The following is a 25656-nucleotide window of genomic DNA, read 5'->3' as shown; positions in this document are numbered from 1 at the left end:
TCCTGTCTGGTCTGTCCGCGGCGGTGTGCCTTGAGCTATCATAGCTTTTTTACGTCGGTGGCGCAGCATGCCAATCGGTGATTTGCGCTGCTTCAATGGCGATCCGTACATGGGCCAGGAAGCGCGCGCGCGAAATGGGCGCCGCGCCCAGCGAGGCCAGGTGTCTGGTTTCTTGCTGGCAGTCAATCATGGCCACGCCGCGCGCCTGCAAAAACCGTACGAGGTGGGCCAGCGCGATCTTCGAGCCATCGGAAACGCGGGCGAACATCGATTCGCCATAGAACATGCGACCGATCGATACCCCATACGCGCCGCCCACCAGTTCACCGTCAAACCACAGTTCCGACGAATGCGCGTAGCCCAGCTTGTGCAAGCCCGTGTAGCCGGCGATGATTTCGTCCGAAATCCAGGTGCCCGGGCCATCCTTGCGCGGCGCCGCGCAGGCGCGCATGACGGCCTCGAAATCGCCGTCGAAGCGCAACTGCCAGCGCCCGTCCGTGGCGGCACTGCGCTCGACCTTGCGGATCGCCTTGCCCAGGCTGTCGGAAACCTTGAAGTCTTCCGTCATCAGCACCATGCGCGGATCGGTGCTCCACCACAGGATGGGCTGGCCTTCGGAAAACCAGGGGAAAATGCCGCGCCGGTAGGCGTCGAGCAGGCGCGCGGGCGACAGGTCGGCGCCGGCCGCCAGCAGGCCGGGCGCCTCGTCGGTCAGGGCGCGCGAGACGTCGGGGAACGGGGTGTGGATGTCGAGCCAGGGAATCATGCGGCGGTTGCTTATTCTGCGTCCGCGCGCGCCATCGGGCGCGTGATGTCGCCCGTATGGACGCCATAGCTGCCGCCTTCGCGGATTTTCACGCGGTCGGCAAAGAACAGTTCCAGGGTGGCGCGGATGGTGGGGAAGGCCAGGTCATCCCAGGGAATCTGCGCTTCCGTAAACAGCTTCACGTCCAGGCTTTCGATGCCGGGCGCGAAATCGAGGTCGCGCAAACGCGCCAGGTAGAACAGGTGTACCTGGTGCACGCGCTGCACGTTGAGCAGCGAAAACAGGGGGCCCAGTTCGATATTCGCGCCCGCTTCCTCCACCGTTTCGCGTTCGGCCGCGTCGGACGTCGTTTCATCGTTTTCCATGAAGCCGGCCGGCAGGGTCCAGTAGCCGAGGCGCGGCTCGATGGCCCGCTTGCACAGCAAGACCTGCAGCTGGCCATCTTCTTCCCAGACGGGAATCGAGCCGACCACCATTTTCGGGTTCTGGTAATGGATGGCGTCGCAGTTGGCGCACACATAGCGGGGACGGTTGTCGCCTTCCGGAATGGACAGGCTGACAGGATGGGCGCATTCGGAGCAGAATTTCATGGGCAGCTTAGGATAAGAGATGTCTCGTGTAACGCTTACTGTACACCGATTGCGTGCCGTGTGGCGAGCAGCGCAGGCACGATTGGCTGCCGCTCGTGCCGCCCGCTTATTCATTAGATTGGTCTATTACGGTTGAATTTGAGATAGCTATTGCCTAAGCCACCCGTTTGCCCTTATAATTCTTGTGCGGGGTGGAGCAGTCTGGCAGCTCGTCGGGCTCATAACCCGAAGGTCACAGGTTCAAATCCTGTCCCCGCAACCAATACCGGAAAGCCGCTGATACTTGCAAAAGATCAGCGGCTTTTTCATTCTCAAGCCGCCCATGCAGCTCTTCCAGCCCGCTGCCGAGATTAGCTCCCCGCAGTGCAGCAAACTGGTATATAATTCGCCTGCGGGGTGGAGCAGTCTGGCAGCTCGTCGGGCTCATAACCCGAAGGTCACAGGTTCAAATCCTGTCCCCGCAACCAATTCGAAGCCGCTGGTTCCTCGCAAGAGGGCCAGCGGTTTTTTCGTTGTGCGCCCCGTTGTGCGCCCCGTTTACTCCGGCGCCTGGCGCGCATACACGACCAGGCGCAAGTGGCGGTCCGCATCGATGGTCAGCGAGGTGTGTTCATAGGCGACCTGCTCGCCGTCGATTGTCAGCTGGCGCATGCCTGCACACGGCGCATGTACATCGTGGCGGCGCCACCACAGCTTGAATTCGGGTGACACTTTTTCCAGTTCCTGCACCAGCGCGTGGATATCGGCTTCCTGCGTGGCGCGCGCATAGTCGCGGCGAAAGCTCGACAGCATCAGCGGCGCCTGCTCTTCCCAGGCCGTGGAGCGTGAGCGCAGCAGCGGGTCCGTAAACAACAGCCATAGCAGATTGCGGCGCGAGGCGGCATGCGCGCCGAAACCAAACAGGGCGTCGGCGCCCGCATTGAACGCCAGTACGTCCCAGCGCAGGTTGAGCACATAGGCCGGATGCGCCAGCTCGTGCATCAGGCGGCGCACCGGTGGCGGCACCACGCAAAACGTCTTGCCTTCTTCGGCCGGCGGGCGCGCATGCGCGAGCAGGAACAGGTGGCGGCGTTCGCCCGCGTCCAGTTTCAGCACTTCGGCCAGCTTGTCGAGAAAGGCGCTCGAGACGCCGATGTCGCGCCCCTGCTCGAGCCACGTGTACCAGGTCAGCCCCACGCCGGCCAGCGCCGCCACTTCTTCGCGGCGCAGGCCGGGCGTGCGCCGCCGTCCTCCGCCGGGCAAGCCCACGTCTTCCGGCGACAGGCGCGCACGCCGCGCCTGCAGGTAGGCGGCGAGTTCGTGGCGGGTGCGGGCTAAAGTGCGCATGGTACGGTCTTTCCGGTGAGCCTGTTGCTATCAGTAATAGCATAAACAGTTAAATTGTAATTGTTTATATTGTATTCCAGAATGCCTGCTTTCTTTCCGAAGGCTTGCCCATGTCTGACTCTTTCCACAGCGCTCCCGCAGTTGACACCACCGCGCTTCCCGCCACCGTCTACCTGATCGCCATTGGCGCATTCGCGCTGGGCATGGCGTCGTATGTGACGGCGGGCCTGATGTCGATGATCGCCGGGGCGTTTTCCGTTTCCCTGGCCATGGCCGCGCAACTGGTGACGGCGTTCACCCTGGCCTATGGCCTCGGCTCGCCCTTGGCCGTGGCCTTGCTGCCGGCGCGCGCGCAGCGCTCCGGCCTCTTGATCGCCTTGGGTGTGTTCGTGCTGGCGAATGGGGCTAGCGCGCTGGCGTCCGGTTTCAGCGGTTTGCTCGCATGGCGCGCCATTGCGGGCATCGGTGCCGGCGTCTACCTGGCGCTCGGTATCGCGGCGGCGGCGGGCGTGTCGGCGCCGCAGCAGCGGGGCAAGGCCATCGGCGTGATCATGGGCGGCATGGCGGGCGGCACGGTGCTGGGCGTGCCATTGAGCTTGCTGCTGGCGCAGCAGCTGGGCTGGACGGCGGCCCTCTGGCTGGTGACTCTTTTGGGCGGGCTGGCGCTGGCGGGCTTGCTGTGGCAGCTGCCCGCGCTGCCGGCGGCACCGGCGATTTCTCTGCGCCGCAAGCTGGCCTTGCTGGCCGATGGGCAGGTGCTGGCCATCTTGCTCGTGTCCTTGCTGGCGGCCATCGCCAGCCTGGGCATGTACACGTTTATCGCGCCGCTGCTGGCGTGGTCCGCGAACGGTATGGCGATGTCCGCCACGCCCTTCCTGTGGGCGTGGGGCGTGGGAGGGATCGTGGGCAGTGTGCTGGTCGGACCATGGGCGGACAAGGTGGCGGCGCCGAAGCTGACCTGCATGATCTTGCTGCTGCTGGCGCTGGCCTTGTGCGCGCTGCCGCTGGCGGCCGGCTGGTCGGCCTGGCTGATGCTTGCGCCGATCGCGCTGTGGGGCGCGGCTGGCTGGGCCCTGCAAGTGCCGCAAAACCAGCGGCTGCTGGCCGTGCGCGCGCGGCAGGGCGACGGCAATCTGGCCATCGCCCTCAACGAATCGGCGCTGTACCTGGGCAGCGCCATCGGCGCCGCCACGGGCGGCCTGCTGCTCCTGCTCAACTGGCCGATGTGGCTGCTGGCGGCAGGCGCCGCCTTGGTCGCCACTGCGGCGTTGCTGCTGCAGTGGCCTGCCGCGCGGCGGACTTAAGCCTTTTTCGCCAGCTGCATGCCCACGGGCAGGGCGCGGATGCGCTTGCCCGTGGCGGCGAAGATGGCGTTGCACAGGGCCGGGGCGATGGGCGGCGTGGCCGGTTCGCCCACGCCGCCGAGCTCCATGTCCAGGGTGCCCGGCACCAGATGCGTGTGGATCACGCGCGGCGCGTCGGCGGCGCGCAGCACGGCGTAGTCGTGGAAATTGCTTTGCTCCACCCGGCCATTTTTAAAGCTGATCTCGCCGCTCATAGCCAAGGACAGGCCCATGATGCAGGCGCCCTCGATCTGCGAGCGCACGCGGTCCGGGTTGATCTGCGGGCCGCAATCCATGGCGATGTCGACTCTCGGCACGATGACTTCGCCGGCCGCATTGATCTCCACTTCGATCACGGCAGCCACATAGGTGACGAAACTGTAGGACACGGCCAGGCCCAGTCCCCGTCCCTTGGGCAGCTTGCGGCCCCAGCCCGCCTTGGCCGTCGCCAGCTCGATCACGTGGCGCATGCGGCCGATATCGACCGGATACTTCGCAGGGTCTTCGCCATAGTTCCAGCCGTCGGACAGGTCGGCCGGATTGATCTTGCGCGCGGGACCCAAGAGCGCCAGCAGGTAGTCGCGGTGGTCCTTCTTTGCCGCGTGGGCCAGTTCGGCCGTGAACGACTGGATGGCAAACGCGTGCGGGATGTTCGACACGGAACGGAACCAGCCAATGCGCGTGTGGGCCGGCACTTCGGGCACTTCGACGCGGACGTTTGGAATAGCGAACGGCACGTTGATGGCCGACATGCCCAGTTCGAACGGCGCCTGCTTGTTCGCGCCGGCGGCAAAGGTCGAGGTGATGGTGGGCGCGGCTGTGCGGTGCAGCCAGGCCGTCGGCATGCCTTTCGCGTCGAGCGACGCTTCCAGCCGTTCGACGGACACCGTGTGCAGATAGTCGTGCTGCAGGTCGTCGTCGCGCGTCCATGTCAGCTTGACGGGCGCGCCATCCATGGCCTTCGACAGCAGCGCCGCCTCGACGGCGAAATCGGGTTTCGATTTGCGCCCGAAGCCCCCGCCCAGCAAGGTCACGTGGACGGTGACGTCGTCGTACGACAAGCCCAGGGCCTTGGCCACGTTGCTGCGCGTCGCTTGCGGCGCCTGCACGCAGGCCCACACTTCGGCCTTGCCGCCGGCGATGCGCACGGTGGCGGCGGGCGGCTCCATGGTGGCGTGGGCCAGGTGGGGCAGATAGTATTCGGCGCTCAGTTTGCGCGCGGCGGGAGCGGCGGCCAGGGTAGCCACCGTCTTGCCCTGGTCGCGCGCCGGGCTGGCCGGCTGGCGCACGGCCGCTTCCAGCGTCTTGCGGAAGGCTTTCGAGTCGTAATCGCCGTTCGGGCCGTCGTCCCATTCCAGCACCAGCGCTTCGCGGCCCTTGATGGCGGCCCAGGTGTTCTTAGCGATGACGGCCACGCCGCCCAGCGGATTGAACATGGCCGGCGGCGGGCTGCCCGCCAGTTCGACGATGCGCAGCACGCCAGGCACTTTCAGGGCCGCCGTCTTGTCCACGCTTTTCAGCTTGCCGCCGAAGACGGGCGGACGGGCGATGACGGCATACGCCATGCCATCGAGGCGCGTGTCGATGCCGAAGTGGGTATTGCCCGTGACGATGTCGCGCAGGTCGATACCGCGCGTGCTGGTCTGGCCGATGTAGCGCAGCTCGTCCGCCGTTTTCAGGCTGATGCGCGCGCGTGGCGGCACCGGCAATTTGGCCGCTTCCTCGGCCAGGGCGCCGAACGACAGCGAACGTCCGCTGGCCGCATGCACGACCGCATGGTTGACGGCTTTCACCTCGGTGACTGGCACGTCCCAGCGCACGGCGGCCGCCGTTTCCAGCATCAGGCGCGCCGTGGCGCCCACGTGGCGCATGGCGCGGAACGAGTGGCGCATGCTGCGCGAACCGTCCGTATCCTGGCTGCCGTAGCGCGCTTCGTCGGCGGGTGCCTGCTGCACGCGCACCTGCGCCCAGTCGGCGCCCAGTTCATCGGCCGCCACCATGGGCAGGCTGGTGCGGATGCCCTGGCCCATTTCGGAGCGGTGCACAACAATGGTGACGATACCATCGGCGGCCACCGACAGGAAGACCAGGGTGTCGTCGACCACGCCGCCGGCCATCTTGTCACCGCCATATTTGACGGCGTCGGCCGCCATCACGAGGCCGGAAGGGCCTGCCACCAGAGTCAGACCGGCCAGCGCGCCGGCGGCCTTGAGCCAGTTGCGCCGCGCAGGCGAATGGACGGCGGGAGTGTCATGGATGCTCATTTGGCCGCTCCTTTTGCGTTGATGCTGGTGGCGGCCTGCTTGATGGCCGCGTGGATGCGCGTGTAGGTGCCGCAGCGGCAGATATTGCCGCTCATCGCTTCGCGGATTTGCTGGTCGTTCGGCTTGGGCGTCTTGTGCAGCAGGGCCGTGGCCGACATGATCTGCCCGGCCTGACAGTAGCCGCATTGGGGCACGCCGTGTTCCTGCCACGCTTGTTGCAAGGCCAGGCCGACCTTGTCTTCGCCCACGGCTTCGATGGTGGTGATCTTCTTGCCGGCGGCGGCCGACACCGGCGTCACGCAGGAGCGGATGGCTACACCATCGAGGTGCACGGTGCAGGCGCCGCACAGGGCCATGCCGCAGCCGAACTTGGTGCCGGTCATGCCCAGTTCGTCGCGCAGGGCCCACAGCAGGGGCGTGTCTTCAGGCAGGGCAAGGTCGTGCTGTTTGCCATTGATGGTCAGGGTCGTCATGTGTATTCCTCTGTGGGGGCTGGTACGGAAAGCGCGACGGCCATCCGCCATACGGATTAGCTCATCAGTAGGGGATGGTAGCACCAGCCGCCATGCGCTGCAGGGAGTGGGGCCCGGTGGCATACTGCGGCTTCTGATATTGGAGTTCTCCATGACATACATCGCAGCGGCGCAAGGCTTGCCGGACATCCTCGCTCCCGGCTTGCAGGTGGTTTTTTGCGGTCTCAATCCCGGCGTGGACGCGGCGGCGGCCGGCCACCATTTTCTCGGCCGCGGCAACCGCTTCTGGCCCGTGCTGCACCTGTCCGGCTTCACGCCGCATCTGGTGGCGCCGCAGGACGATGCCAGCGTGCTCGATTTCGGACTGGGCTTGACGGCGGCCGTCGGCCGCCCGACCAGCCGCGCGGACCAGGTGGGGGCGGACGAATTCGCGCAAGCGGCGGCGGGCCTGCAACATAAACTGGTATTGATGCGGCCGCAGTGGATCGCCTTCCTGGGCAAGGCCGCCTACGCGGCGATGACGGGCAAGCGCCAGCTGGAGTGGGGCGAACAGGCAGAGCGCTTCGGCGGCGCGCGTGTGTGGATCTTGCCCAATCCGAGTGGGCTCAATCGCGGCTATTCGAAGGAGCGGCTGGTCGACGCGTATGCCGAACTCCAACGCGCGCTGGGCTGACGTCCAGTGCCACGGCGCGCAACAGCGGCGTGACGAAATCGAGGAAGGCGCGCAATTTCAAGGGCAGCGGTGCTTGCCCCTTGTGCAGCAGGCTGACGGGCAAGGGCGCCGCTTCGAACGGTGCGAGCACGATGCGCAGCCTGTCGCCGCGCAGGGCGTCCATGACCTGATACGACAGCACGCGGATCACGCCCGCGTCCAGGGTGGCGGCGGCGATCGCCGCGTCCACCGTATTGACGGCCAGGCGCGAGTGCACGGGCACGGACTGCGCAGCCTTGCCCGTGCCGAAGACCCAGGCGCGCCGTGATTCCAGCACTTCGAAACTGATGCAGGCGTGCGCGGCCAGATCGCCCGGCGCAGTTGGCGTGCCATGCGCGGCCAGGTAGCCGGGGCTGGCGCAGACGACCCGGCGCACCGTGCCGACCCGCGTCGCCACGAAGCTGCTGTCGGGCAGGTCGCCGATGCGCACGGCCACGTCGACCTGCTCGTCCATCAGGTGCAGGACGCGGTCCGTCAGTACCAGCTTGATCTCGATGTCCGGATAGCGGGCGAGGAACGCCGCCACCACGGGTACGATGTGCAGGCGTCCGAACATGACGGGCGCCGTGATCGTCAGTTCGCCTTTCGGCACCGCGTATTCGCCCGTCGCAATACGCTCCGCTTCGCCGATCTCTTCGAGGATGCGGCGGCACGCGGCCACGTAGGAGTGGCCCGCCTCCGTCAGCGACAGCTGGCGCGTCGTGCGGTGCAGCAGGCGCGTGTTGAGGTGCGCTTCCAGCGCCGCCACCTTGCGGCTGACGTTGGCCAGCGGCATGCCGAGATGGCGTGCGGCGGCCGACAGGCTGCCCGCGTCCACCACGGCCAGCAGGATGGTCATGGATTCCAGTCTATCCATCGCGTGTTCTCATGTGAGTCTATCGAATTTTGGAAGAATGATTCTCAATCTTATGGGATTCTCTTTGTTGGTGCAAGTACGTAAGCTGGTCTCCTTCGCTGCGGCATGTTGCCGCGGCAACTTGAAAGGAGAGCGCCATGCGCCCCACACCCATTCCCCCGCCCGATGCACACACCGTGGCGTCCGCGCCGCGCGGCAAGATCCTCATGATGGCGGTGATCGCCGGCGCGGTCATCACCAACATCTATTGCACCCAGCCTATCCTGCCCCTGATCCAGTCCGGCCTCGGCGTCGACCTGGCGGCCGTCAACCTGGTCGCCGGCGCGGCGCTGCTGGGCTTTGCCACAGGGCTGGCGCTGCTGCTGCCGCTGGGCGACCGCGTCGACCGGCGCACCCTGGTGCTGGGGCAGATCGCGCTGGCTTTTGTTTGCGCCCTGGCGGCGGCGCTGGCACCGGGCATCTGGCCGCTGATCGGCGCTTCGTTTGGCCTGGGCATCGTCAGCTGCGTGCCGCAGCAACTGGTGCCGCTCGCCGCGAGCATGTCGCCGCCCGCTGAGCGCGGCCGTTCCGTCGGCACGGTGGTCAGCGGCATCATGGTGGGCATCCTGCTCGGGCGCACGGTGGCCGGCGTGGTGGGCGAGGCCTGGGGCTGGCGCGCCGTGTACGCCATGGAAGCGGCATTCATGGTGCCCGTGTGGATCGCGGCGGCGGCCTTGCTGCCACGCGGGAAACCGGGTAGCCAGCTCTCCTACCTTGGCTTGCTGGCGTCGTTGTGGCCACTGGCGCGCGACCATCGTCCCCTGCGCGAATCGATGCTGATCCAGGCGCTGTTGTGGGCCTGCTTCAATGCGTTCTGGGTCAACCTGGCGTCGCTGCTGGCCAACGGTCCATGGCACCTGGGCAGCGCCTGGGCTGGCGCCTTCGGCATCATCGGCGCGGCCGGCGCGCTGGCCGCCACTGTGGGCGGCAGGGCCACCGACAGACTCGGTTCGCGCACGGTCATTGGCCTGAGCATCGCCATCGTGACCTTGTCCTACGTACTGCTGGCGGGCGCCGCCTCGTCGCTGGTCTTGCTGGTGATCGGCGTCATCGTGCTCGACATCGGCGTGCAGGCTGCCTTGGTGGCCAACCAGACGCGCGCCTTTGCCGTCGATCCGGCCGCCCAGGGCCGCATCAACAGCCTGTACATGACGGCGACCTTTATTGGCGGCGCCGCCGGCGTGGCGGTGAGCGGCTGGCTGATGCAGCGTTTCGGCTGGACGGGCGTGGCGGTGTTTGGCGTTGCATTGGGCTTGCTGGCCGGAGCGATCCACCTGGCCGGATCACGCGCACAGCGGCGCGCGCCAACCTTAACTTAACGCGGCTGTTCCAGCTGCGCGTACACGGCGCCGGCGATCTTGCCCAGTTCCTGCTTGGGCAGGTTCGCCGAGAGGGCATAACCGAGCTGGCCGTCGATCCAGTAAAACACGCTCAATTCCTTTTCCTGCGTGTAGCGGAAGGCCGTTTCCTGCCTGCCGGCCCGCTCTTTCGCCACGTACAGGGTCAGGCGCTTGCCGCCGCCATCTTCATACATGAATTGCGCCACGGGGCCGGCGCCATCGCCGGGCAGCAGGCGTCCGCCGATCAGGTGATAACCGAGCGGCGACAGCGCGGGCGGCTGCAATTTCGTACCCAGGCGTTTCGACAGCCATTGCACCAGGTGCGCCTCCTGTTCCGCGCCCACTTCCACAGGGTGGCGCACTTCGGGTGTGTAGACGGCGTGGGCGATGGCGGCGCTGCGCGCCAGGGCAAGGGGGCTGGCGCTGGTGGTGATGCTGTCGCTTGCATCGCCGCGCAGCAGCCAGCCGCCCGCGCCGCCAGCGATCACCAGCACGACGGCCGCTGCTGCCTGCATGGCGGGGCGCTGCCAGGCGCCGTTCGCGGCCGGTGGCGATGCCGATTGCAGCAGGGCCGGTGGCACGGTTTCGTCCAGCACGGGGTCGAACAGGGCGCGCAATTGCCGGTTCTGTGCACGCCAGGCGTCGACTCGGGCGGCGTCTTCTGGATGCGCGCGCAGGTGGTCATCGATGGCCGCGCGCTGTTCCTCGGGCAGGACGCCGTCGGCCAGGGCGTGCAATTGCGCTTCGCTGATGGCTTGCGTTGTCATTTCACGACTTTCAGGGTGGGGGCGCCATGGCTGCCAACGGGGCGGCCGTCGAGCAGTTCGCGCAGCCGCTCGCGCCCGCGCGATAAACGCGACATGACGGTGCCGATGGGGATGTCCAGGGTGGCCGCCACCTGCTCGTACGGCATCTGTTCCAGCGCGACGAGCAGGATCACTTCGCGCTGCCCCAGCGGCAAGCGGGCCAGCGCCGCATCCATTTCGCCGATGGCGATGGACTGCCCGGGCGTGCGCTCGGGCGCGGGCAGCAGGGCGTCGTCGTCGAGCTCCTGCAGCGCCAGGCCGGGACGGCGCAATTGATCCACGTGCAGGTTGTGCATGATGGAAAACAGCCAGGGCCGCATCTCGCCGCCGCGCTGCCGCTGATCGAGCTTGCGCCACGCCCGCTCCACGGTGTCCTGCACCAGGTCGTCCGCGTGCAGGGCGCCCGCCAGCGCGCGCGCATAGCGGCGCAGGCCGGGCAGGCACGCTTGCAGCTGGCGGCTATCGTCTTGCGTGGCCATCGTGGCGGCGGGAAGGGCTGCTTACGGCTTGACGATGTGCCACACATTCTTGAAATTGTCGCCGGCCACGTCGCCCGGCTTCTTGTCTTCCTTGTACAGGTACAGAGGCTTGCCCTTGTAGGTCAGCTGCATGGCGCCGTTGTCTTCGCGCTTGATGCTGCCATATGGTGCGGCGGGCGCCGCTTCGGTGGCGATGACGGCGGGCCAGGCTACCAGGCAGCCGCCGCTGCAGGCGCTCTTGCCGCTGTCGGCGACATCCTTGTCGAACACGTACACGGTCATGCCGCTGGCGTTGACCAGCATGCCGTTGGCGGGCATGACGTCGGCGGCGAAGGCCAGTGGGGCGGACAAGGCGGTGAACAGGGCGGTGGCGGCAAAAGTGGTAAAGCGCATGATGGTCTCCTTGAGGTTTTGGGGGCTTGCAAGGGATAGACGCGTGCCGCCCGCCGTTTATTCCCGCGCTGGCGGATTATTTTTTGGATGCAGGCTGGCCCACAGGTGGGCCGCCGCCATGGTGCGGTGCGGCGCGTACTGGCGCAGCCACTGTTCCGTGCGCGCCATGTCAGGTTTCGTTACTTCGCCGAGCAGCTTTTGCAGGGCGGCGCGGATGGCCACGTCGCCGTGCAGCGAGCAGTCGGCATAGCCGTAGCCGCGCAGCAGCGCGTAGTTGACGGTCCACGGGCCGATGCCCTTCACGGCCAGCAGCGCTTGCGATATCGCCGCCACGTCACCGGAGGGCGGCAGCTCCAGCGACAGTTCTCCCTCATCGACGAGGCGTGCCAGGCGCAGCACGGTTTCCGCCTTGGCGCGCGAGAATTTGCGGCTGGTCAGCTCTTCCACCGACAACCGTGCCACGTCGCGCGCCTCGGGATAGCACCACAAGCCGCTGGCGTGCCGGCGTCCCGCTTGCAGAATGAAAGTGCGGCGCAGGGAAATGGCAAACGGCAGGTTGATCTGCTGGCCGATGATGGCCCAGGTCAGCGCTTCGAACGGGCTGGCCGATTGCACGATGCGCAAGCCCGGATTGACGCTGACCAGAGGCGCCAGCAGCGGGTCGCCGGCGGCCAGTTGCGCGAACGGTTGCGGGTCGATGCGCAGGCCGAGGATGTTCAACAAGGCGCCGTGCAGCGGCGTTTGAAGGTCCGCATCGCCATCGATGTCTGCCTGGCAGATGACCGCAGCGTCCGTGAAGGCCACGTCCAGCACGACCGGCACGCCCTGCATCAGGATGCCCTTGCGCAGGCCCGTTGGCGTGACTTGTTCGGCCACGGCTTCCCCATCGCGGCTGTGGAAGGCGATGACGTCGTCGCGGCGGTAGCCGGCGGGCAGGGGGAGGGTCCAGTGCAGCAGGGTCATGGTGGAGGGGACAAAGTCAGGGACGGTATCAGGGAGGCGATGCGGGCGCACCGCGTTTCTTGCTTTTTGCCTTAGCGCGCGCAGATGTCGGTGGTGGGCGGGCTCAGGGCCGCCGCGTGCTGGATCTGCAGCGTCTCGGGCACGCCATTTTTCACGGCCGTCAGTTCGGCCAGGATGGAGATGGCGATTTCGGCCGGCGTCTTGCTGCCGATGTACAGGCCGATGGGGCCGTGCAGGCGCGCCAGCTGTTCCGCGCTGACGTCGAACTGCAGCAGCCGCTCGCGGCGCTTGGCATTGTTGGCGCGCGAACCGATGGCGCCCACGTAGAACGCGGGCGATTTGAGCGCTTCCATCAGGGCCAGGTCGTCGAGCTTGGGGTCGTGCGTGAGGGCGACGACGGCGCTGCGGCTGTCGAGTTTGAGTTCGAGCACGAGGTCGTCGGGCATGGCGTGCAGCAGGGGCACGCCGGGCACGTTCCAGCCGCCCCGGTATTCCTCGCGCGGGTCGCAGACGATGACGTGGTAATCCATGGCCGTGGCGATCTGCGCCACGAAGCGCGACAGCTGGCTGGCGCCGATGATCAGCAAGCGCCAGCGCGGGCCGTGCTGCGTGGTGAGCATGCCATCTTCCAGGGCCAGCACGGCCCCCGGCGTGGCGCGCCGCAGGGTGACGGCGCCGGTATCGAGATCCAGGCGGCGTTCGACCAGTTCATGCGCTTCCAGGCGTGCCAGCAGTTCGGCCACCTTGCTGTCCGCATGCAGCGGTTCGATGGCCAGTTCGATGGTGCCGCCGCAGGGCAGGCCGAAGCGGTGCGCCTCGTCGGCGCTGATGCCGTAGCTGACGATTTCCGGCTGCGCGCGCACGATGCCGTGCACGCGCACGGTATCGATCAAATCATCCTCGATGCAGCCGCCGGAAACGGAACCGACCACCGTGCCATCGTCGCAGATGGCCAGGGTGGCGCCCACGGGGCGGGGGCTGGAACCCCACGTCTTGATGACGGTGACGAGTTCGCAGCGGTGGCCGGCGGCCAGCCAGGCGGCGCTGGTTTTCAGAACTTCAAGGTCGATGCTGTCCATGGGGCGCGGAAGGAAAGCCGCAGGTAGGCGGCAAAGTATGGAATATTTTTTAATATTGTGGCTATACTACGCTCTCCAACAGCCTGCGGAGAGTTTCATGTCGAACGACCAAAAGACGCAAGATGACGGCATCCCCAAGTTTGGCAAACTGCTCATCGCCCTGTTCCTGGCGGTGGTGTTTTGCGGCGCCCTGACCTGGGTCATGGGCACCTACTTTCCGAATTTCCCCGGCGCCTGAGCAAACCTGCTGCATCAGGCGCCTTTGGCGTTTAAGGCTTCAACGGCTTCTTCGCCGCCTGCTTTGCGCGCACGTCGATGACGGCGCGGTTGACGGCCGCCATGCGCGAGTTGGTACCCGGGTGCAGGGCCGTGTAGCCGTTGGCGACTGTCGCCGGCACTTGCGCGGCCAGGCGCTGCCAGAAGCGGGCGGCGTTGTCGACGTTGTAGCCGGCGCGCGCCAGCAGGTAGATGGCCAGGGTGTCGGCTTGCACGTCGAGTTCCTGCGGCATGGCCTTGATGCCGGCGGCGCCCGTCAGCATTGACACGTCGGGCTGCACGGCACCGAGGCTGTCGATGATGCTGCCGGCCGTGCCTGCCGTGCGCTGGCTGCGCGCGTGGTCGAGGATGTTGTGCGCCATTTCGCGGGCGATGACGAAGGCGATGCCTTCGTCGTTTTGCGCCGCATTGACCATGCCGCGCGTGAGCATGATACGTCCGCCGTCTGAATACGCGTTGATATTGTCCGCATTGCCCAGGGCGACGCGGAAGGCGCAGGCGCGCGTGACGGGAATTTTGAGGTCCTGCTGCTGGCCGTCGCGGGCGATGGTCATGTTCAGGCTTGCGCTTTTCGAGGCCAGCGGGCCGACGATGGCGCCGAACGGGCCTTCCGCTTTCGGGCCGGCCGGCAGCGGCTTGCCTTCGGCTGCCAGCAAGCCGTCGCCCTTGCGCAAGCCGGCGCGCGCGGCGCCGCTGCCCGGCAGGACGCCGGACACCTGCATCTGTTCGCCATAGCCGAGCGCCGCCTGCGCCGCGTCGGCATAGATGCCAGGGTAGGAATACTTGTTCTGCGCCGTGAAGCCCAGCAAGTTGCGCGCATACGTCTTGCACAGGTCCGCATTGTTGATCAGCAGGGGCGCCGAGACTTTCGACAGGCGGTCCTGCAGCGCCACCATCTTCACCAGTTCTTCCTGCGCCGCCTTTTGCTGCGCCGTCGGCGCGGGCGCATCGGGCGCCGGCACGACGTTGAACGGGCCGCTGACATTCGTCATCGGGGTGGTGCAACCAGCGAGGATGGCCGCACTGGCCAACAGGAGAGGAGTGGCCAATCGGCGCAGCGAAGTTGGGGCTGGGATCAGATGGCGGAAACCTGGCATGGACTATTCCTTCGTGTAGCTCCTGACAAAACCTACTGCGCGGCGCGATTTGCGGCCTCCGATGCTCACTGTGCATTCGCACAGCTCCGCTTCTCAGCCACAACTCACATCCGCTCGCTACGGTTTGTCAGTCGCTGTTAATGTTTGCCGGTGCTGCCGAAACCGCCAACACCGCGTTCGCTGTCGCCGAATTCCTCGACGACGTTAAAGCCCACTTGCAGCACCGGCACGATAATCAGTTGCGCCAGGCGTTCCATGGGATTGAGCGTGAAAGCGCTCTGGCCCCGGTTCCAGGTCGATACCATCAGCTGGCCCTGGTAATCGGAGTCGATCAAGCCTACCAGATTCCCCAATACGATGCCGTTTTTGTGGCCCATGCCGCTGCGCGGCAGGATCATGGCCGCATACGACGGGTCGCCGATGTGGATGGCCAAGCCAGTGGGAATGAGCACGGTCTGGCCGGCTTCGATGGTGATCGCTTCGTCGATGCAGGCGCGCAGGTCCAGGCCGGCGCTGCCGGGCGTGGCGTAGGCCGGCAGCAGTTCTTTCATGCGGGCGTCGAGGATCTTGATGTCGATATTTTTCATGAATCTAACTAACTAAGCTAAGTCGTTTAATGGGATTATTTGAGCAGCGAATTCTTGGCAATGCGCTTCGAGATTTCCGAAATCAGCTGGCGCGCCAGGTTCAGTTTCGAGGCGCGCGGCAGCACGGTATGGCCTTCCTCGTCGAACAGGATGATGGTGTTGTCGTCCTGGCCAAACGTGTTCTGGCCGATATTGCCGACCAGGAGGGGAATGCCCTTCTTTTCACGCTTGGTCGAGCCGAATTCCACGAGGTTTTCCGATTCGGCGGCAAAGCCCACGCAGTACGGATAGCCGGCCAGGTTGGTGCGTGCCGCCACGGTGGCCAGGATGTCGGGGTTTTGCGCGAACTGCAGTTCGGGCACGGAGCCGTCGGCCTGCTTTTTCATCTTCTGGTCGCTGGCGTTGGCCACGCGCCAGTCGGCGACGGCGGCCACGGCGACGAAGACATGCTGGCCGTCGACGTGGGCCAGTACGGCATCATGCATCTGCTGCGCGCTTTGCACGTCGATGCGGCGCACGCCGAATGGCGCGTCCAGGGCCGTCGGGCCGGAAATGAGCAGCACCTCGGCGCCCGCTTCGCGCGCCGCGCGCGCCACCGCATAGCCCATCTTGCCCGAGGACAGATTGGTAATGCCGCGCACGGGGTCGATGGCTTCGAACGTGGGGCCGGCCGTGACCAGCACGCGCTTGCCCGCCAGGACTTTCGGCTGGAAGGAAGCGATCAGTTCCGTCAGCAATTGCTCCGGTTCCAGCATGCGGCCCAGGCCAACTTCGCCGCATGCCTGTTCGCCGGCGGCCGGGCCGAACAGCTTGATGCCGTCGTCGCGCAGCTGCTGCACATTGCGTTGCGTGGCGGGGTTCTGCCACATTTCCACGTTCATGGCCGGCGCCACCAGCAGGGGCAGGTGGGATGGGCGGGCCAGGCACAGGGTCGACAGCAGGTCGTCGCACACGCCATGCGCGAGCTTGCGCATGAAGTCTGCCGAACACGGCGCGATCAGGATGGCGTCCGCATGGCGCGTCAAATCGATATGCGCCATGTTGTTGTCGATGCGCGCATCCCACTGGCTCGTGTGCACGGGGTGGCCGGACAGCGCCTGCATCGTGACGGCCGTGATGAAGTGGCTGGCCGCATCCGTCATCACCACTTGCACCGAGGCGCCGGCCTTTGTCAGCGCGCGGCACAGTTCCGCCGCCTTGTAGCAGGCGACGCCGCCTGACAGTCCCAGGACGATTTTTTTGCCGGACAATTCCATGCCGTTCTCCCGCGTGTCTATTTGTTTACCCGGCGCAGTTCATCGATGATGAACAGGGCCGCGCCGATGCAGATGGCGCTGTCGGCGATATTGAAAGCGGGGAAATGGCCCCAGCTTTTCCAGTGGAAGTCGAGGAAGTCGACCACGTGGCCGTACATCAGGCGGTCGATGGCGTTGCCCAGCGCGCCGCCGAGTATCAGCGCCAGGGCCCAGCAGAACATGCGCTGGCCCGCGTGCTTTTTCAGCAGATAGATGATGTAGATGGCGGCCGCCAGGGCGATGCCGGTGAAGAAATAGCGCTGCCAGCCGCCTTGGTCGGACAGGAAGCTGAACGCGGCGCCCTTGTTATACGCGAGCACCAGGTTGAAATACGAGGTGATGACCATCTCCTGCGCATAACGGAAGGTCTTCAGGATTGTGATCTTGGTGATCTGGTCGAACAGGATGACGATGGCGGCAATGCCCAGCCATGGCACGAGCGACGCCGACGATGACGATTTCGATGAAAAACGGTTTTTAGTGGCCATATTTTTCCAGGGAAGATAAAGCCGCCGCTACCCTTGGGGCAGCGGCGGTGGGAGCGGGGCGGAAGTCACCCAGCCCCGGCTTGCTGTTTTAGGCGAAGCGGCGTTTCTCGCCCGCGCCAAACAGATTGCTGACGCAGCGGCCGCACAGGGTAGCATGCGCGGCGTCCGTACCCACGTCCGCACGGTAGTGCCAGCAGCGCTCGCACTTCGGCGCCGTCGACGCGGCCACGACCACCTCTTCTGCCGCTTCGTCGGCCACTTCAGCCACGGTTGCCTGCGAGGTGATGAAGACGAACTTCAAGTCTTCGCCCAGGGTGGTCAGCAGCTTGTACTTCATCGGCGCGGCCTTGATCGTCAGTTCCGCCTGCAGCGACGAACCGATGGCGCCCGAGGTGCGCAAGTCTTCCAGCTGTTTCGTCACATCCGTGCGCACGGCGCGCAGTGCCGTGTATTTCTCCAGCAGGCCGGCGGCATCCGCCACTTCCGGCAGCTGCCACCACGTTTGCGTGAAGATGGTTTCATCGCTGGCGGCATACGCTTCGCTTCCTGCGAAGACAGCCCAAGCTTCTTCTGCCGTGAACGACAGGGCCGGAGCCATCAGGCGCAGCAGGCTTTGCGTGATGTGCCACAGGGCCGTCTGCGCCGAACGGCGCGCATGCGACGTCAGGCCCGAGGTGTACAAACGGTCCTTCAAGATGTCCAGGTAGAAGCCGCCCAGGTCTTCCGAGCAGTACGTCTGCAGCTTCGACACGACCGGGTGGAACTCGTAGCGCGCGTAATTGTTCTCGATCTGCGTTTGCAGCGATGCCATGTTGGCCAGCGCATAGCGGTCGATTTCGAACATGTCCGCCACCGGCACGGCGTCCGTGGCCGGATTGAAGTCCGACGTATTGGCCAGCAGGAAGCGCAGGGTGTTGCGGATGCGGCGGTACGATTCCGTCACGCGTTTCAGGATCTCGTCGGAGATCGACAGCTCGCCCGTGTAGTCGGTCGAGGCGATCCACAGGCGCAGGATGTCCGCGCCCAGGGTGTCCGAGATCTTTTGCGGCGCCAGCGTGTTGCCCAGCGACTTAGACATCTTCTTGCCTTCGCCATCGACCGTGAAACCGTGCGTCAGCAGGGCTTTGTATGGCGGACGGCCGTTCAGCATCGACGACACGAGCAGCGACGAGTGGAACCAGCCGCGATGCTGGTCCGAGCCTTCCAGGTACAGGTCGGCCGGGAATTGCAGCTGCGTCGAATGCGAACCGTGGCCTTGCGGGCCGCCCAGCACCGTCTGGTGCGTGGCGCCGGAATCGAACCACACGTCCAGGGTATCTTTGTTTTTCGCGTAGATGGCCGCTTCGTCGCCAATCAGGTCTTTCAGATCGAGCGCCTGCCATGCCTCGATGCCGTTCTTTTCGATCAGCTTGGCCACTTGCTCCAGCAGTTCCGGCGTGCGCGGATGCAGGTCGCCCGTTTCCTTGTGCACGATGAAGGCCATCGGCACACCCCACTGGCGCTGGCGCGACAGGGTCCAGTCAGGACGGTTGGCGATCATGCCGTGCAGGCGCGCCTGGCCCCAGTCCGGGAAGAACTCGGTGTCGGCGATGCCTTTCAATGCCGTCTCGCGTAGGGTCGCGCCGCCGTCTTTCGGCGTCACGTCCATGCCGGCGAACCACTGCGAGGTGGCGCGGTAGATGATCGGCGTCTTATGGCGCCAGCAGTGCATATAGCTGTGGTCGAACATCTTGACTTCGAACAGCGCGCCCGCTTCGCGCAGGGCGTTGCAGATCGGCTTCGACGCTTCCCAGATGGTCATGCCGCCGAACAGGGGCAGGGTCGAGGCGAACTTGCCGTCGCCCATGACGGGCTTGATGATGTCGTCGTCCTTCATGCCGTGCGCCTTGCACGAGATGAAGTCGTCCAGGCCGTAGGCTGGCGCCGAGTGCACCACGCCCGTGCCGCTTTCCGTGGTCACGTATTCGGCCAGGTACAAGGGCGACAGACGGTCATAGAAAGCGTCGCTCGCATGCAGCGGGTGGCGGAAGCTGATGCCGGCCAGGGCCGCGCCGTCGCAGGTGGCGATCGTCGTGCCTTCGAGCTTGAAGCGCGCCAGGCTGGCCACGACCAGGTCTTGCGCCAGGATCAGCAGCAATGGCTGGCCATCGCGCTCGGCTTTCACCAGCGCGTATTTGACTTCCGGGTGCACGTTCAGCGCCTGGTTCGACGGGATGGTCCACGGCGTCGTGGTCCAGATGACGATGAAACCGTTATCGGTCGGCAGCGATGGCAGGCCGAAGGCGGCCGCCAGTTTGGCCGGCTCGGCGAACTTGAAGCCGACATCGATGGCGGGATCGCGTTTTTCCGCGTATTCCACTTCCGCTTCGGCCAGCGCCGACTGGCAGTCGAAGCACCAGTTGACGGGCTTCAGGCCGCGGTAGACATAACCTTTTTCCAGCAGCTTGCCCAGCGAGCGCAATTCGTCCGCTTCATTGCCGTGCGCCATCGTCAAATACGGGTTGTCCCACTCGCCCAGCACGCCCAGGCGGATAAAGTCTTTCTTCTGGCGCTCGACCTGCACGTTGGCGTAGGCGCGCGCCTTTTCCAGCACTTCGGCCGTCGGCAGGTTCTTGCCGTGCAGTTTTTCGATCTGGATCTCGATCGGCATGCCGTGGCAATCCCAGCCCGGTACATAGGGCGCGTCGAAGCCGGCCAGTGAGCGCGACTTGACGACCATATCCTTGAGGATCTTGTTGACGGCGTGGCCCAGGTGGATGTCGCCATTCGCGTACGGCGGGCCGTCATGCAGGATGAATTTCGGACGGCCGGCGGCGGCCTTGCGCACGCGCTCGTAGATTTTCTTGTCTTGCCATTGCTGTACCCATTGCGGCTCGCGCTTGGCCATGTCGCCGCGCATCGGGAATGGGGTTTCCGTCATGTTGACCGGGTATTTGCTTTCAGGCTTCTTGTTCTGCTTGGGCGTGGCTGGCTTGTTTTGATCGGACATAATCTTCTTTAATGATATTGAATGGTTTGCGGCGGCAGGTGCCGCCAGTCGGCGGAGTTGGCCGGCGTCAAATTCGGTCGGTGGCGGTAATGGCGCCGCTGCGCTGCTCGAAGTAGGCGCGCGCCTGGTTCGAGTCGCGCTCGATGGCGGCCGTCAGGGTGGGCAAGTCGTCGTACTTTTCTTCGTCGCGCAGCTTTTCCAGGAATTCCACGCGTACCAGCTTGCCGTAGCAGGACTGGGCGAAATCGAACAGATGCACTTCCAGCAAGACGCGGCCGCTGTCGTCGACGGTGGGGCGCACGCCGAGGCTGGCCACGGCGGGCAGCGGTGCCGGTCCCAGGCCGTGCACCTGCACGATAAAGATGCCGGACAGGGCGGGGCGGTGCGCCACGCGCAGGTTCAGAGTGGGGAAACCGAGCGTGCGGCCCAGCTTCTGGCCGTGGATGACGTGGCCGGAAATGGCGTACGGATGGCCGAGCAACTGCGTGGCCAGCGGGAAATCGCCGGCGGCCAGGGCCAGGCGCACGGCCGACGAGGAGATGCGCGTGCTGCCATTCATCACCGTCGGTAAAGTTTCTACGTGGAAACCGTATTGGCGGCCCGCTTCCTGCAGCATGGCGACGTCGCCGGCGCGCCGGGCGCCATAGCAGAAGTCGTCGCCGACCATCAGCCATTTCACGTGCAAGCCGTCGACGAGGACTTTTTCCGTGAATTCCTGCGGCGTCAGGGCGGCGAACTGGGCGCTGAAGTGCTCGACGACGACACGGTCGATGCCGGCGTCGTCCAGCGACTGCAGCTTGTCGCGCAGGTTGGCGATGCGCTGCGGCGCCTTCGACAGGTCGCCCGCGCGCTGCGCGAAGAACTCGCGCGGGTGCGGCTCGAACGTCATCACGGCCGCTTCGATGCCGAGTTCGGTGGCAGCTTCGCGCACGCGCGCCAGCAAGGCCTGATGGCCGATGTGGACACCGTCAAAATTGCCGATGGTCAGAGCGCAAGGCGCTCGTGCCTGGGCATTGGGAAGTCCGCGGAATACCTTCATAGGAATCTGATGAAAAACTGTGCCAAAAGGGGGATTATACGGACTGTTTCAGGGATGCACACCCGGCAGGGCGGGCGCAGGGGCAATTTCCCTGCTGAAATGATAAAAAGCGTTGCCGGCGGGTGTGCTGGCAACGCTTTTCGGGACGCACTAACTATTCAGTGCAATCTCAACATGAACTTATTTGTTCATCAGGGCCCAGTAACGGGCCAGGTCAGCCGCGCCATCCGTGCCCTTGACGGCTTTCAACGCGGTCGATGCGTTGGATTTCTTGCCGGCGTGGATGTAGGCGATGCCCAGATGCAGCTTGGCTTCTTCCGGATACTTGGCGGTGCCCATTTTCACGGCGTCATTCATCAGGCCCAGGCCTTTGTCGGCCTGGCCATCGTAGACCAGGGCGAAGCCCAGCTTGCTCAAGCTGTCGGCGTCCTTGTTCTTGACGTATTCCGCTTCCGACTTGGCGGCGTTGGCCTTCAGGTCAGCCTGGGTCTTCAGGGCCAGGTCTTTCAGGCGCTGGTGACGGGCGGCATCGGTGCCGGTGCCCAGCACGCCTTTTTTGTAGCCCTGCTCGATGATGGCCAGCGCTTCGCCAGGATTGCCTGCTTGCAGGGCCAGCTGGCTGATTTCCATGTATTCGGATGGCTTGGTGAACAGGCCGTTGGCCAGGCGCAGGCGCTGGACGTCCAGGCCCAGGCGCTGCGAGAAGCCAGGTTTGCCGGAAACGCGGTTCAGCAGGTCGGCCCAGTAGCTGGTTTTCGGATAGCTCGATGCCAGTTTTTCCAGGGTGGCGACATAGCCGGCCTTGTCGTTCTGTTTCAGCTGGATGTTGGCCAGCATTTGCAGGCTCGCTTCCGAGTTGCCGCCGCGCGATTGCAGTTCCTTCGCCGCTTCGGCGTAGTTGCCGCTGACGTAGTAGGTCTGGATCAGCAGTTCGCGCATCTGTGGATCTTCGCGGTCTTTCAGCGAACGTTTGATCCAGGTGATGGTGTTCGGCCAGTCCTTGGCGCGGTAGTACATGCCTGCCAGCGCTTGCGTGAATTTGGGGGCTTCGGCGGCGCTCAGGCGGCCGGAATTGATGACGGCTTCAAACGCCTTGATGGCGGTGCCGTTGTCGCCGGCGGCAGCAGCGGCCGAGGCGCGCACGCGCTCGATCTGGTAGCTTTCAAAGGCGGTCTTGCCGCCGACGCTGTCAGCTTCGCGCAGCTTGGCCAGCGCTTCCTTGTTTTTGCCGCTGCTAGCGAGTTTTTGCGCTTCTTGCAGTGGCTTGCCCACTTCGGCACGCACGGTGTCCGCGGCGTATGCCAGCGAGCCCAGGCCGATTACGGGAGTTGCTGCGGTAAAACCGATAGCGGCCATGACGAGGCCGAGATGAGCGAGACGAAACTTGGACATAAGAAAGTCTTTCAGTAAAAAGCGAATAGGCAGGAAGTCCTGCCTATTCGGATGTAAAGAGAACCTGATTGCTGCAGCTTACTGGAATTGCTCGTTGCCGACCAGACCGATTTTGGTCACGCCCAGACGCTGCGCCGACGCCATCACACCGGCGACGACTTTGTATTCCACCAGCTTGTTCGGACGCAGATGCACTTCCGGCTGGTCTGCTTGCGCAGCGACGTTGCTCAGCTTGGCTTCCAGCGAAGCGCGGTCAGGAACGACCTGATTGTCCCACAAGATCGTACCGTCAAAATCGACATCGATCGTGACGACCACTGGTTCGGTTGTCGGTGGCGGCGGGGTGCCGACCGGCATGTTCAAGTTCACCGAGTGGTTTTGCTTAGGAATCGTGATGATCAACATGATAATCAGCACCAGCATCACGTCGATGAGGGGCGTCATGTTCAGTTCCATCATTGGTTCCGGATCCGCGCCTGGAGCGCTTCCCGAACCGACATTCATACTCATAGTGTTTCCTTTAAGAAGTCCAACGAAGCACCGGGCGAAACTGCCGCCCGGTCAGCTTCCGGCAGTGGCGCGCCCTTGTTGCCGGGGCGCCGCTGCCAGTCGCTATCAGCCCTTGTCAGGTGGTTCGGTGATGAAGCCGACCTTCTGGATCCCGGCACGTTGGGTCGTGTAAATAACCCGGCCGATCGATTCGTAGCGTGTTTCTTGGTCGCCACGAACGTGTACTTCCGGCTGCGGTACTTTCACTGCTTCAACTTTCAGATAATCGAACAGTTCGCTCGTATCTTTCAGTTTCTTCTGGCCCAGATAAATCTCGCCATCCTTGTTGACAACGATGTTGACGTTTTCTGGCTTGCTTTGAAGGGCTTGGTTGGCCTCGATCGGCAGATCGATTTTCTGCAATTTGAGGACAACCGGACTGGTGATCAAGAAAATGATCAGCAAAACCAACATGATGTCGACGAGCGGCGTCGTGTTGATTTCTGACATTACTTGATCTTCATCTCCGCTGTCGGAGCCGACGGACATCGACATGATTCTTATCCGATCTTTTTAGCGCCGGCAGCACGGCCAGCTTCGCTGGTCGACATTGCGCCGGAGATCAGTACCGAGTGAACGTCGGCGCTGAACGAGCGTACGTCTTCCATTGCGGTTTTGTTACGACGCACCAGCCAGTTGTAACCCAGAACGGCAGGAACGGCGACCAGCAGACCGAAAGCGGTCATGATCAGTGCTTCACCAACTGGACCTGCAACTTTATCGATCGAAGCGTTACCGGTCATGCCGATGTTGGTCAGCGCGCCATAAATACCCCAAACGGTACCGAACAGACCGATAAACGGTGCGGTCGAACCAACGGTTGCCAGGAACGACAGGCCATCTTGCAGACGCGATTGGACTTTGTCCGAAGCGCGCTGGATCGACATCGTCACCCAGGTCGACAGATCGATTTGTTCCAGCAGGGCGCCGTCATGGTGAGCCGTTGCCTTGGTGCCCGATTCAGCGATGAAGCGGAATGGCGAGCCTTCGGTCAGCGTTGCCGAACCAGCAGCGATCGAAGGTGCTTTCCAGAATTTGGCAGCGGTTTCTTTAGCTTGCTTGAAGATCTTCATTTGATCCATCAGCTTGGTGATGATGATGTACCAGCTGCCGATCGACATGATGGCCAGGATGATCAGGGTGGCGCGTGGCACGAAGCCGCCGTCCCATACTGCTTGCAGGCCGAACGGGTTGTGGACTTCTTCGGTTTTGGCTGGAGCTGCTGCGTCAGCGGCTGGAGCGGCTGCGTCTGCTGCTGGAGCTGCTGCGTCAGCAGCTGGTGCTGGTGCTGCTGCAGCGTCTGCCGCTGGAGCCGTAGCTGCTGCCGATGCTGGCGCGTCAGCGAATGCCGGAGCTGCTACCAGAGCGGTAGTAGCGGTAACGGACAACAGAACCGCGGCAAAAAATGCGGACAAACGGGTATTCTTAAACATGCTTCCTCCAAAATTAAAAATAACAGATCGCTGAACGTAATGACAACGAAATCATAGTGTGAGACAGGGGATAACTGTCTCGGGTTTTAATCCAGCGACCAAACGTATTGCATTTGCTGCCAGCCTTGTTCCGGCTTGCCGTCAACTGTTGCCGGCTTAAATGTACAGCGGCTGATACCTTGCACCGCGGCTTTGTCCAGGTCTCTGAAGCCGCTGGACTTCACGATCTTCGAATCAGCGACCTTGCCGTCTACACCGATCAGGAACGACAGTGTCACCACACCGGTTTCCTCATTGCGCTGCGACGACTTTGGATAAGCCGGCTTTTCGCAGACACTGAAGTCAACCACGGCCGGTGTACGCACCGATTTGGCTGGTCCAGGAGTTGGCGCAGGCTGTGCAGGCGGTGCTGGCGGTGCCAATACATTCGTGGCTGGCTTCACAGCAGTCGTATTTGCAATCACGTTTTGCTGTGGTGGCGGCTGCTGCACGTTCACCTCGACTGGCGGAATGAATGGCGGCGGTGGCGCTTTCATTTCTGGCGGCGGTGGTGGCGGTGGAAGATCCTTCGGTGGAGGCGGTTTGACTTCCTCGATAATCTTGGTTTCAACCGGTTCCATCATTTTGGTGACCAACCGCTTGCCCAAGCCCGTCACGATCCCGTAAGCCGCGAGAACGTGCAGCAGGACAACGATAGTGATGCCTGTGTAGTTCTTGGGACTTTTCTCGTTCGAAAAATTCATGCCTGCTTTCTCCAAATACCATCTCTTGTCTTGCAACTGAACCCCAAAATGACGACACAAAGCTCCAGCCGTATCCGGGACGTCGCCGAATTATACATACGAATTCTTTATTTTACACAGATTTTTAACGCCTAAAACCGGTTAAATTTTCGGCGCTTTTGCGCCCTGAAAACGTACTTGCTTATGTCATCTTTGCACGCTTTCGGACAGAAAAAAAGGCGGTCTTATCGGTTTTTTACAGCCGTTTTGGGCTACCACTGCTAAGTTCTCCGATGTGCCCATATGGCGGAATTATATTTCGTGATATTCAATATGGAAACTGCTAAATTTGGAGGAAAA

General features: G+C 63.9%; 26 protein-coding genes and 2 tRNA genes. 6 read left to right on the top strand and 22 right to left on the bottom strand.

The genetic code is table 11. The features are described from left to right. Positions 1–49 precede the first annotated feature (49 nt). The gene (gene aat / locus AC54AG_RS01900; RefSeq protein WP_496629363.1) at positions 50–766 is read right to left on the bottom strand and encodes a leucyl/phenylalanyl-tRNA--protein transferase; all 717 of its coding nucleotides are present in this window, start codon (positions 764–766) and stop codon (positions 50–52) included. Between the two features lie 11 nt (positions 767–777). After that, positions 778–1356: an NUDIX hydrolase gene (locus AC54AG_RS01895; RefSeq protein WP_496629362.1), complete on the bottom strand. Its 579-nt coding sequence runs from the start codon at positions 1354–1356 to the stop codon at positions 778–780. Positions 1357–1541: 185 nt separating this feature from the next. On the opposite strand from AC54AG_RS01895, the gene AC54AG_RS01890 reads away from it, so the two are divergent. After that, positions 1542–1618, top strand: a tRNA-Met gene (locus AC54AG_RS01890). 128 nt (positions 1619–1746) lie between these two features. Continuing rightward, positions 1747–1823: transfer RNA gene (locus AC54AG_RS01885), tRNA-Met, on the top strand. Between the two features lie 70 nt (positions 1824–1893). Here AC54AG_RS01885 and AC54AG_RS01880 read toward each other — a convergent pair. Continuing rightward, positions 1894–2682, bottom strand: coding sequence for a helix-turn-helix transcriptional regulator (locus tag AC54AG_RS01880; protein WP_496629361.1), 789 nt, complete (start codon positions 2680–2682; stop codon positions 1894–1896). A 110-nt stretch (positions 2683–2792) separates the two neighbouring features. On the opposite strand from AC54AG_RS01880, the gene AC54AG_RS01875 reads away from it, so the two are divergent. Beyond that, positions 2793–3986 (top strand): MFS transporter, encoded by a 1194-nt coding sequence (locus AC54AG_RS01875; RefSeq protein WP_496629360.1) that lies wholly within the window; start codon positions 2793–2795, stop codon positions 3984–3986. Here the strand turns inward: AC54AG_RS01875 and AC54AG_RS01870 are convergent. Then, on the bottom strand, positions 3983–6289 hold the full coding sequence (locus tag AC54AG_RS01870) for a xanthine dehydrogenase family protein molybdopterin-binding subunit (protein WP_496629359.1): 2307 nt from the start codon (positions 6287–6289) through the stop codon (positions 3983–3985). The two genes, AC54AG_RS01875 and AC54AG_RS01870, sit on opposite strands and share 4 nt — an antisense overlap. Beyond that, the gene (locus AC54AG_RS01865; protein ID WP_034754200.1) at positions 6286–6762 is read right to left on the bottom strand and encodes a (2Fe-2S)-binding protein; all 477 of its coding nucleotides are present in this window, start codon (positions 6760–6762) and stop codon (positions 6286–6288) included. The genes AC54AG_RS01870 and AC54AG_RS01865 overlap by 4 nt, the downstream gene beginning before the upstream one ends. Before the next feature lie 151 nt (positions 6763–6913). Between AC54AG_RS01865 and mug the strand changes: the two genes are divergently transcribed. Further along, positions 6914–7435, top strand: coding sequence for a G/U mismatch-specific DNA glycosylase (mug, locus tag AC54AG_RS01860; RefSeq protein ID WP_319990910.1), 522 nt, complete (start codon positions 6914–6916; stop codon positions 7433–7435). On the opposite strand, the gene AC54AG_RS01855 is transcribed toward mug, so the two are convergent. Further along, the gene (locus AC54AG_RS01855; RefSeq protein ID WP_496629358.1) at positions 7368–8330 is read right to left on the bottom strand and encodes a LysR family transcriptional regulator; all 963 of its coding nucleotides are present in this window, start codon (positions 8328–8330) and stop codon (positions 7368–7370) included. The genes mug and AC54AG_RS01855 overlap by 68 nt on opposite strands. Before the next feature lie 137 nt (positions 8331–8467). Between AC54AG_RS01855 and AC54AG_RS01850 the strand changes: the two genes are divergently transcribed. Continuing rightward, complete coding sequence (locus AC54AG_RS01850; protein WP_496629357.1) at positions 8468–9688, top strand: MFS transporter; 1221 nt, start codon at positions 8468–8470, stop codon at positions 9686–9688. Here the strand turns inward: AC54AG_RS01850 and AC54AG_RS01845 are convergent. From AC54AG_RS01845 to AC54AG_RS01825, 5 genes are all read right to left on the bottom strand, one after another. Beyond that, entirely contained in the window at positions 9685–10476 is a 792-nt protein-coding gene (locus AC54AG_RS01845; RefSeq protein WP_496629356.1) for an anti-sigma factor family protein, read from the bottom strand. The genes AC54AG_RS01850 and AC54AG_RS01845 overlap by 4 nt on opposite strands. Continuing rightward, positions 10473–10994, bottom strand: coding sequence for an RNA polymerase sigma factor (locus AC54AG_RS01840; protein ID WP_219327651.1), 522 nt, complete (start codon positions 10992–10994; stop codon positions 10473–10475). The genes AC54AG_RS01845 and AC54AG_RS01840 overlap by 4 nt, the downstream gene beginning before the upstream one ends. Positions 10995–11015: 21 nt before the next feature. Then, complete coding sequence (locus AC54AG_RS01835; protein WP_071322330.1) at positions 11016–11387, bottom strand: COG4315 family predicted lipoprotein; 372 nt, start codon at positions 11385–11387, stop codon at positions 11016–11018. Between the two features lie 57 nt (positions 11388–11444). Beyond that, positions 11445–12350 (bottom strand): DNA-3-methyladenine glycosylase family protein, encoded by a 906-nt coding sequence (locus AC54AG_RS01830; RefSeq protein WP_496629355.1) that lies wholly within the window; start codon positions 12348–12350, stop codon positions 11445–11447. Between the two features lie 71 nt (positions 12351–12421). Then, on the bottom strand, positions 12422–13429 hold the full coding sequence (locus AC54AG_RS01825; protein ID WP_456130192.1) for an XdhC family protein: 1008 nt from the start codon (positions 13427–13429) through the stop codon (positions 12422–12424). Positions 13430–13526: 97 nt separating this feature from the next. Between AC54AG_RS01825 and AC54AG_RS01820 the strand changes: the two genes are divergently transcribed. Then, on the top strand, positions 13527–13667 hold the full coding sequence (locus tag AC54AG_RS01820; protein WP_162995759.1) for a hypothetical protein: 141 nt from the start codon (positions 13527–13529) through the stop codon (positions 13665–13667). 31 nt (positions 13668–13698) lie between these two features. Here the strand turns inward: AC54AG_RS01820 and AC54AG_RS01815 are convergent, their stop codons facing one another. The 11 genes from AC54AG_RS01815 to AC54AG_RS01765 all read right to left on the bottom strand — a co-directional run bounded on the left by AC54AG_RS01815 (position 13699) and on the right by AC54AG_RS01765 (position 25317). Continuing rightward, a complete protein-coding gene (locus AC54AG_RS01815; RefSeq protein ID WP_070303583.1) occupies positions 13699–14802 on the bottom strand; it encodes a M48 family metallopeptidase in 1104 nt (367 codons plus the stop codon). Positions 14803–14939: 137 nt separating this feature from the next. Beyond that, on the bottom strand, positions 14940–15389 hold the full coding sequence (gene dut, locus AC54AG_RS01810) for a dUTP diphosphatase (protein ID WP_034785229.1): 450 nt from the start codon (positions 15387–15389) through the stop codon (positions 14940–14942). A 35-nt stretch (positions 15390–15424) separates the two neighbouring features. Beyond that, a complete protein-coding gene (gene coaBC / locus AC54AG_RS01805; protein WP_496629354.1) occupies positions 15425–16645 on the bottom strand; it encodes a bifunctional phosphopantothenoylcysteine decarboxylase/phosphopantothenate--cysteine ligase CoaBC in 1221 nt (406 codons plus the stop codon). Positions 16646–16662: 17 nt separating this feature from the next. After that, a complete protein-coding gene (lspA, locus tag AC54AG_RS01800; RefSeq protein ID WP_034754175.1) occupies positions 16663–17172 on the bottom strand; it encodes a signal peptidase II in 510 nt (169 codons plus the stop codon). A gap of 88 nt (positions 17173–17260) precedes the next feature. Beyond that, the gene (gene ileS / locus AC54AG_RS01795) at positions 17261–20161 is read right to left on the bottom strand and encodes an isoleucine--tRNA ligase (RefSeq protein WP_496629353.1); all 2901 of its coding nucleotides are present in this window, start codon (positions 20159–20161) and stop codon (positions 17261–17263) included. Between the two features lie 67 nt (positions 20162–20228). Continuing rightward, positions 20229–21200, bottom strand: coding sequence for a bifunctional riboflavin kinase/FAD synthetase (locus AC54AG_RS01790; protein WP_034754171.1), 972 nt, complete (start codon positions 21198–21200; stop codon positions 20229–20231). 180 nt (positions 21201–21380) lie between these two features. Then, positions 21381–22592 (bottom strand): tetratricopeptide repeat protein, encoded by a 1212-nt coding sequence (locus tag AC54AG_RS01785; protein WP_034754169.1) that lies wholly within the window; start codon positions 22590–22592, stop codon positions 21381–21383. 78 nt (positions 22593–22670) lie between these two features. Continuing rightward, positions 22671–23102 carry an ExbD/TolR family protein gene (locus AC54AG_RS01780; RefSeq protein ID WP_176741207.1) on the bottom strand — a complete coding sequence of 144 codons (432 nt, stop codon included), beginning with the start codon at positions 23100–23102 and terminating at the stop codon, positions 22671–22673. A 105-nt stretch (positions 23103–23207) separates the two neighbouring features. Further along, positions 23208–23636 carry an ExbD/TolR family protein gene (locus AC54AG_RS01775; RefSeq protein WP_034754165.1) on the bottom strand — a complete coding sequence of 143 codons (429 nt, stop codon included), beginning with the start codon at positions 23634–23636 and terminating at the stop codon, positions 23208–23210. Positions 23637–23641: 5 nt separating this feature from the next. Next, positions 23642–24574, bottom strand: a complete 933-nt coding sequence (locus AC54AG_RS01770) for a MotA/TolQ/ExbB proton channel family protein (RefSeq protein WP_181878028.1) — start codon at positions 24572–24574, stop codon at positions 23642–23644. Positions 24575–24660: 86 nt separating this feature from the next. Beyond that, a complete protein-coding gene (locus AC54AG_RS01765; protein ID WP_034754161.1) occupies positions 24661–25317 on the bottom strand; it encodes an energy transducer TonB in 657 nt (218 codons plus the stop codon). Positions 25318–25656: the final 339 nt, after the last annotated feature.

Source organism: Janthinobacterium sp. BCJ23, assembly GCF_059617945.1.
Note: the sequence above shows the minus strand (reverse complement) of the source record. Positions and strands in the feature narration are given on the sequence as shown.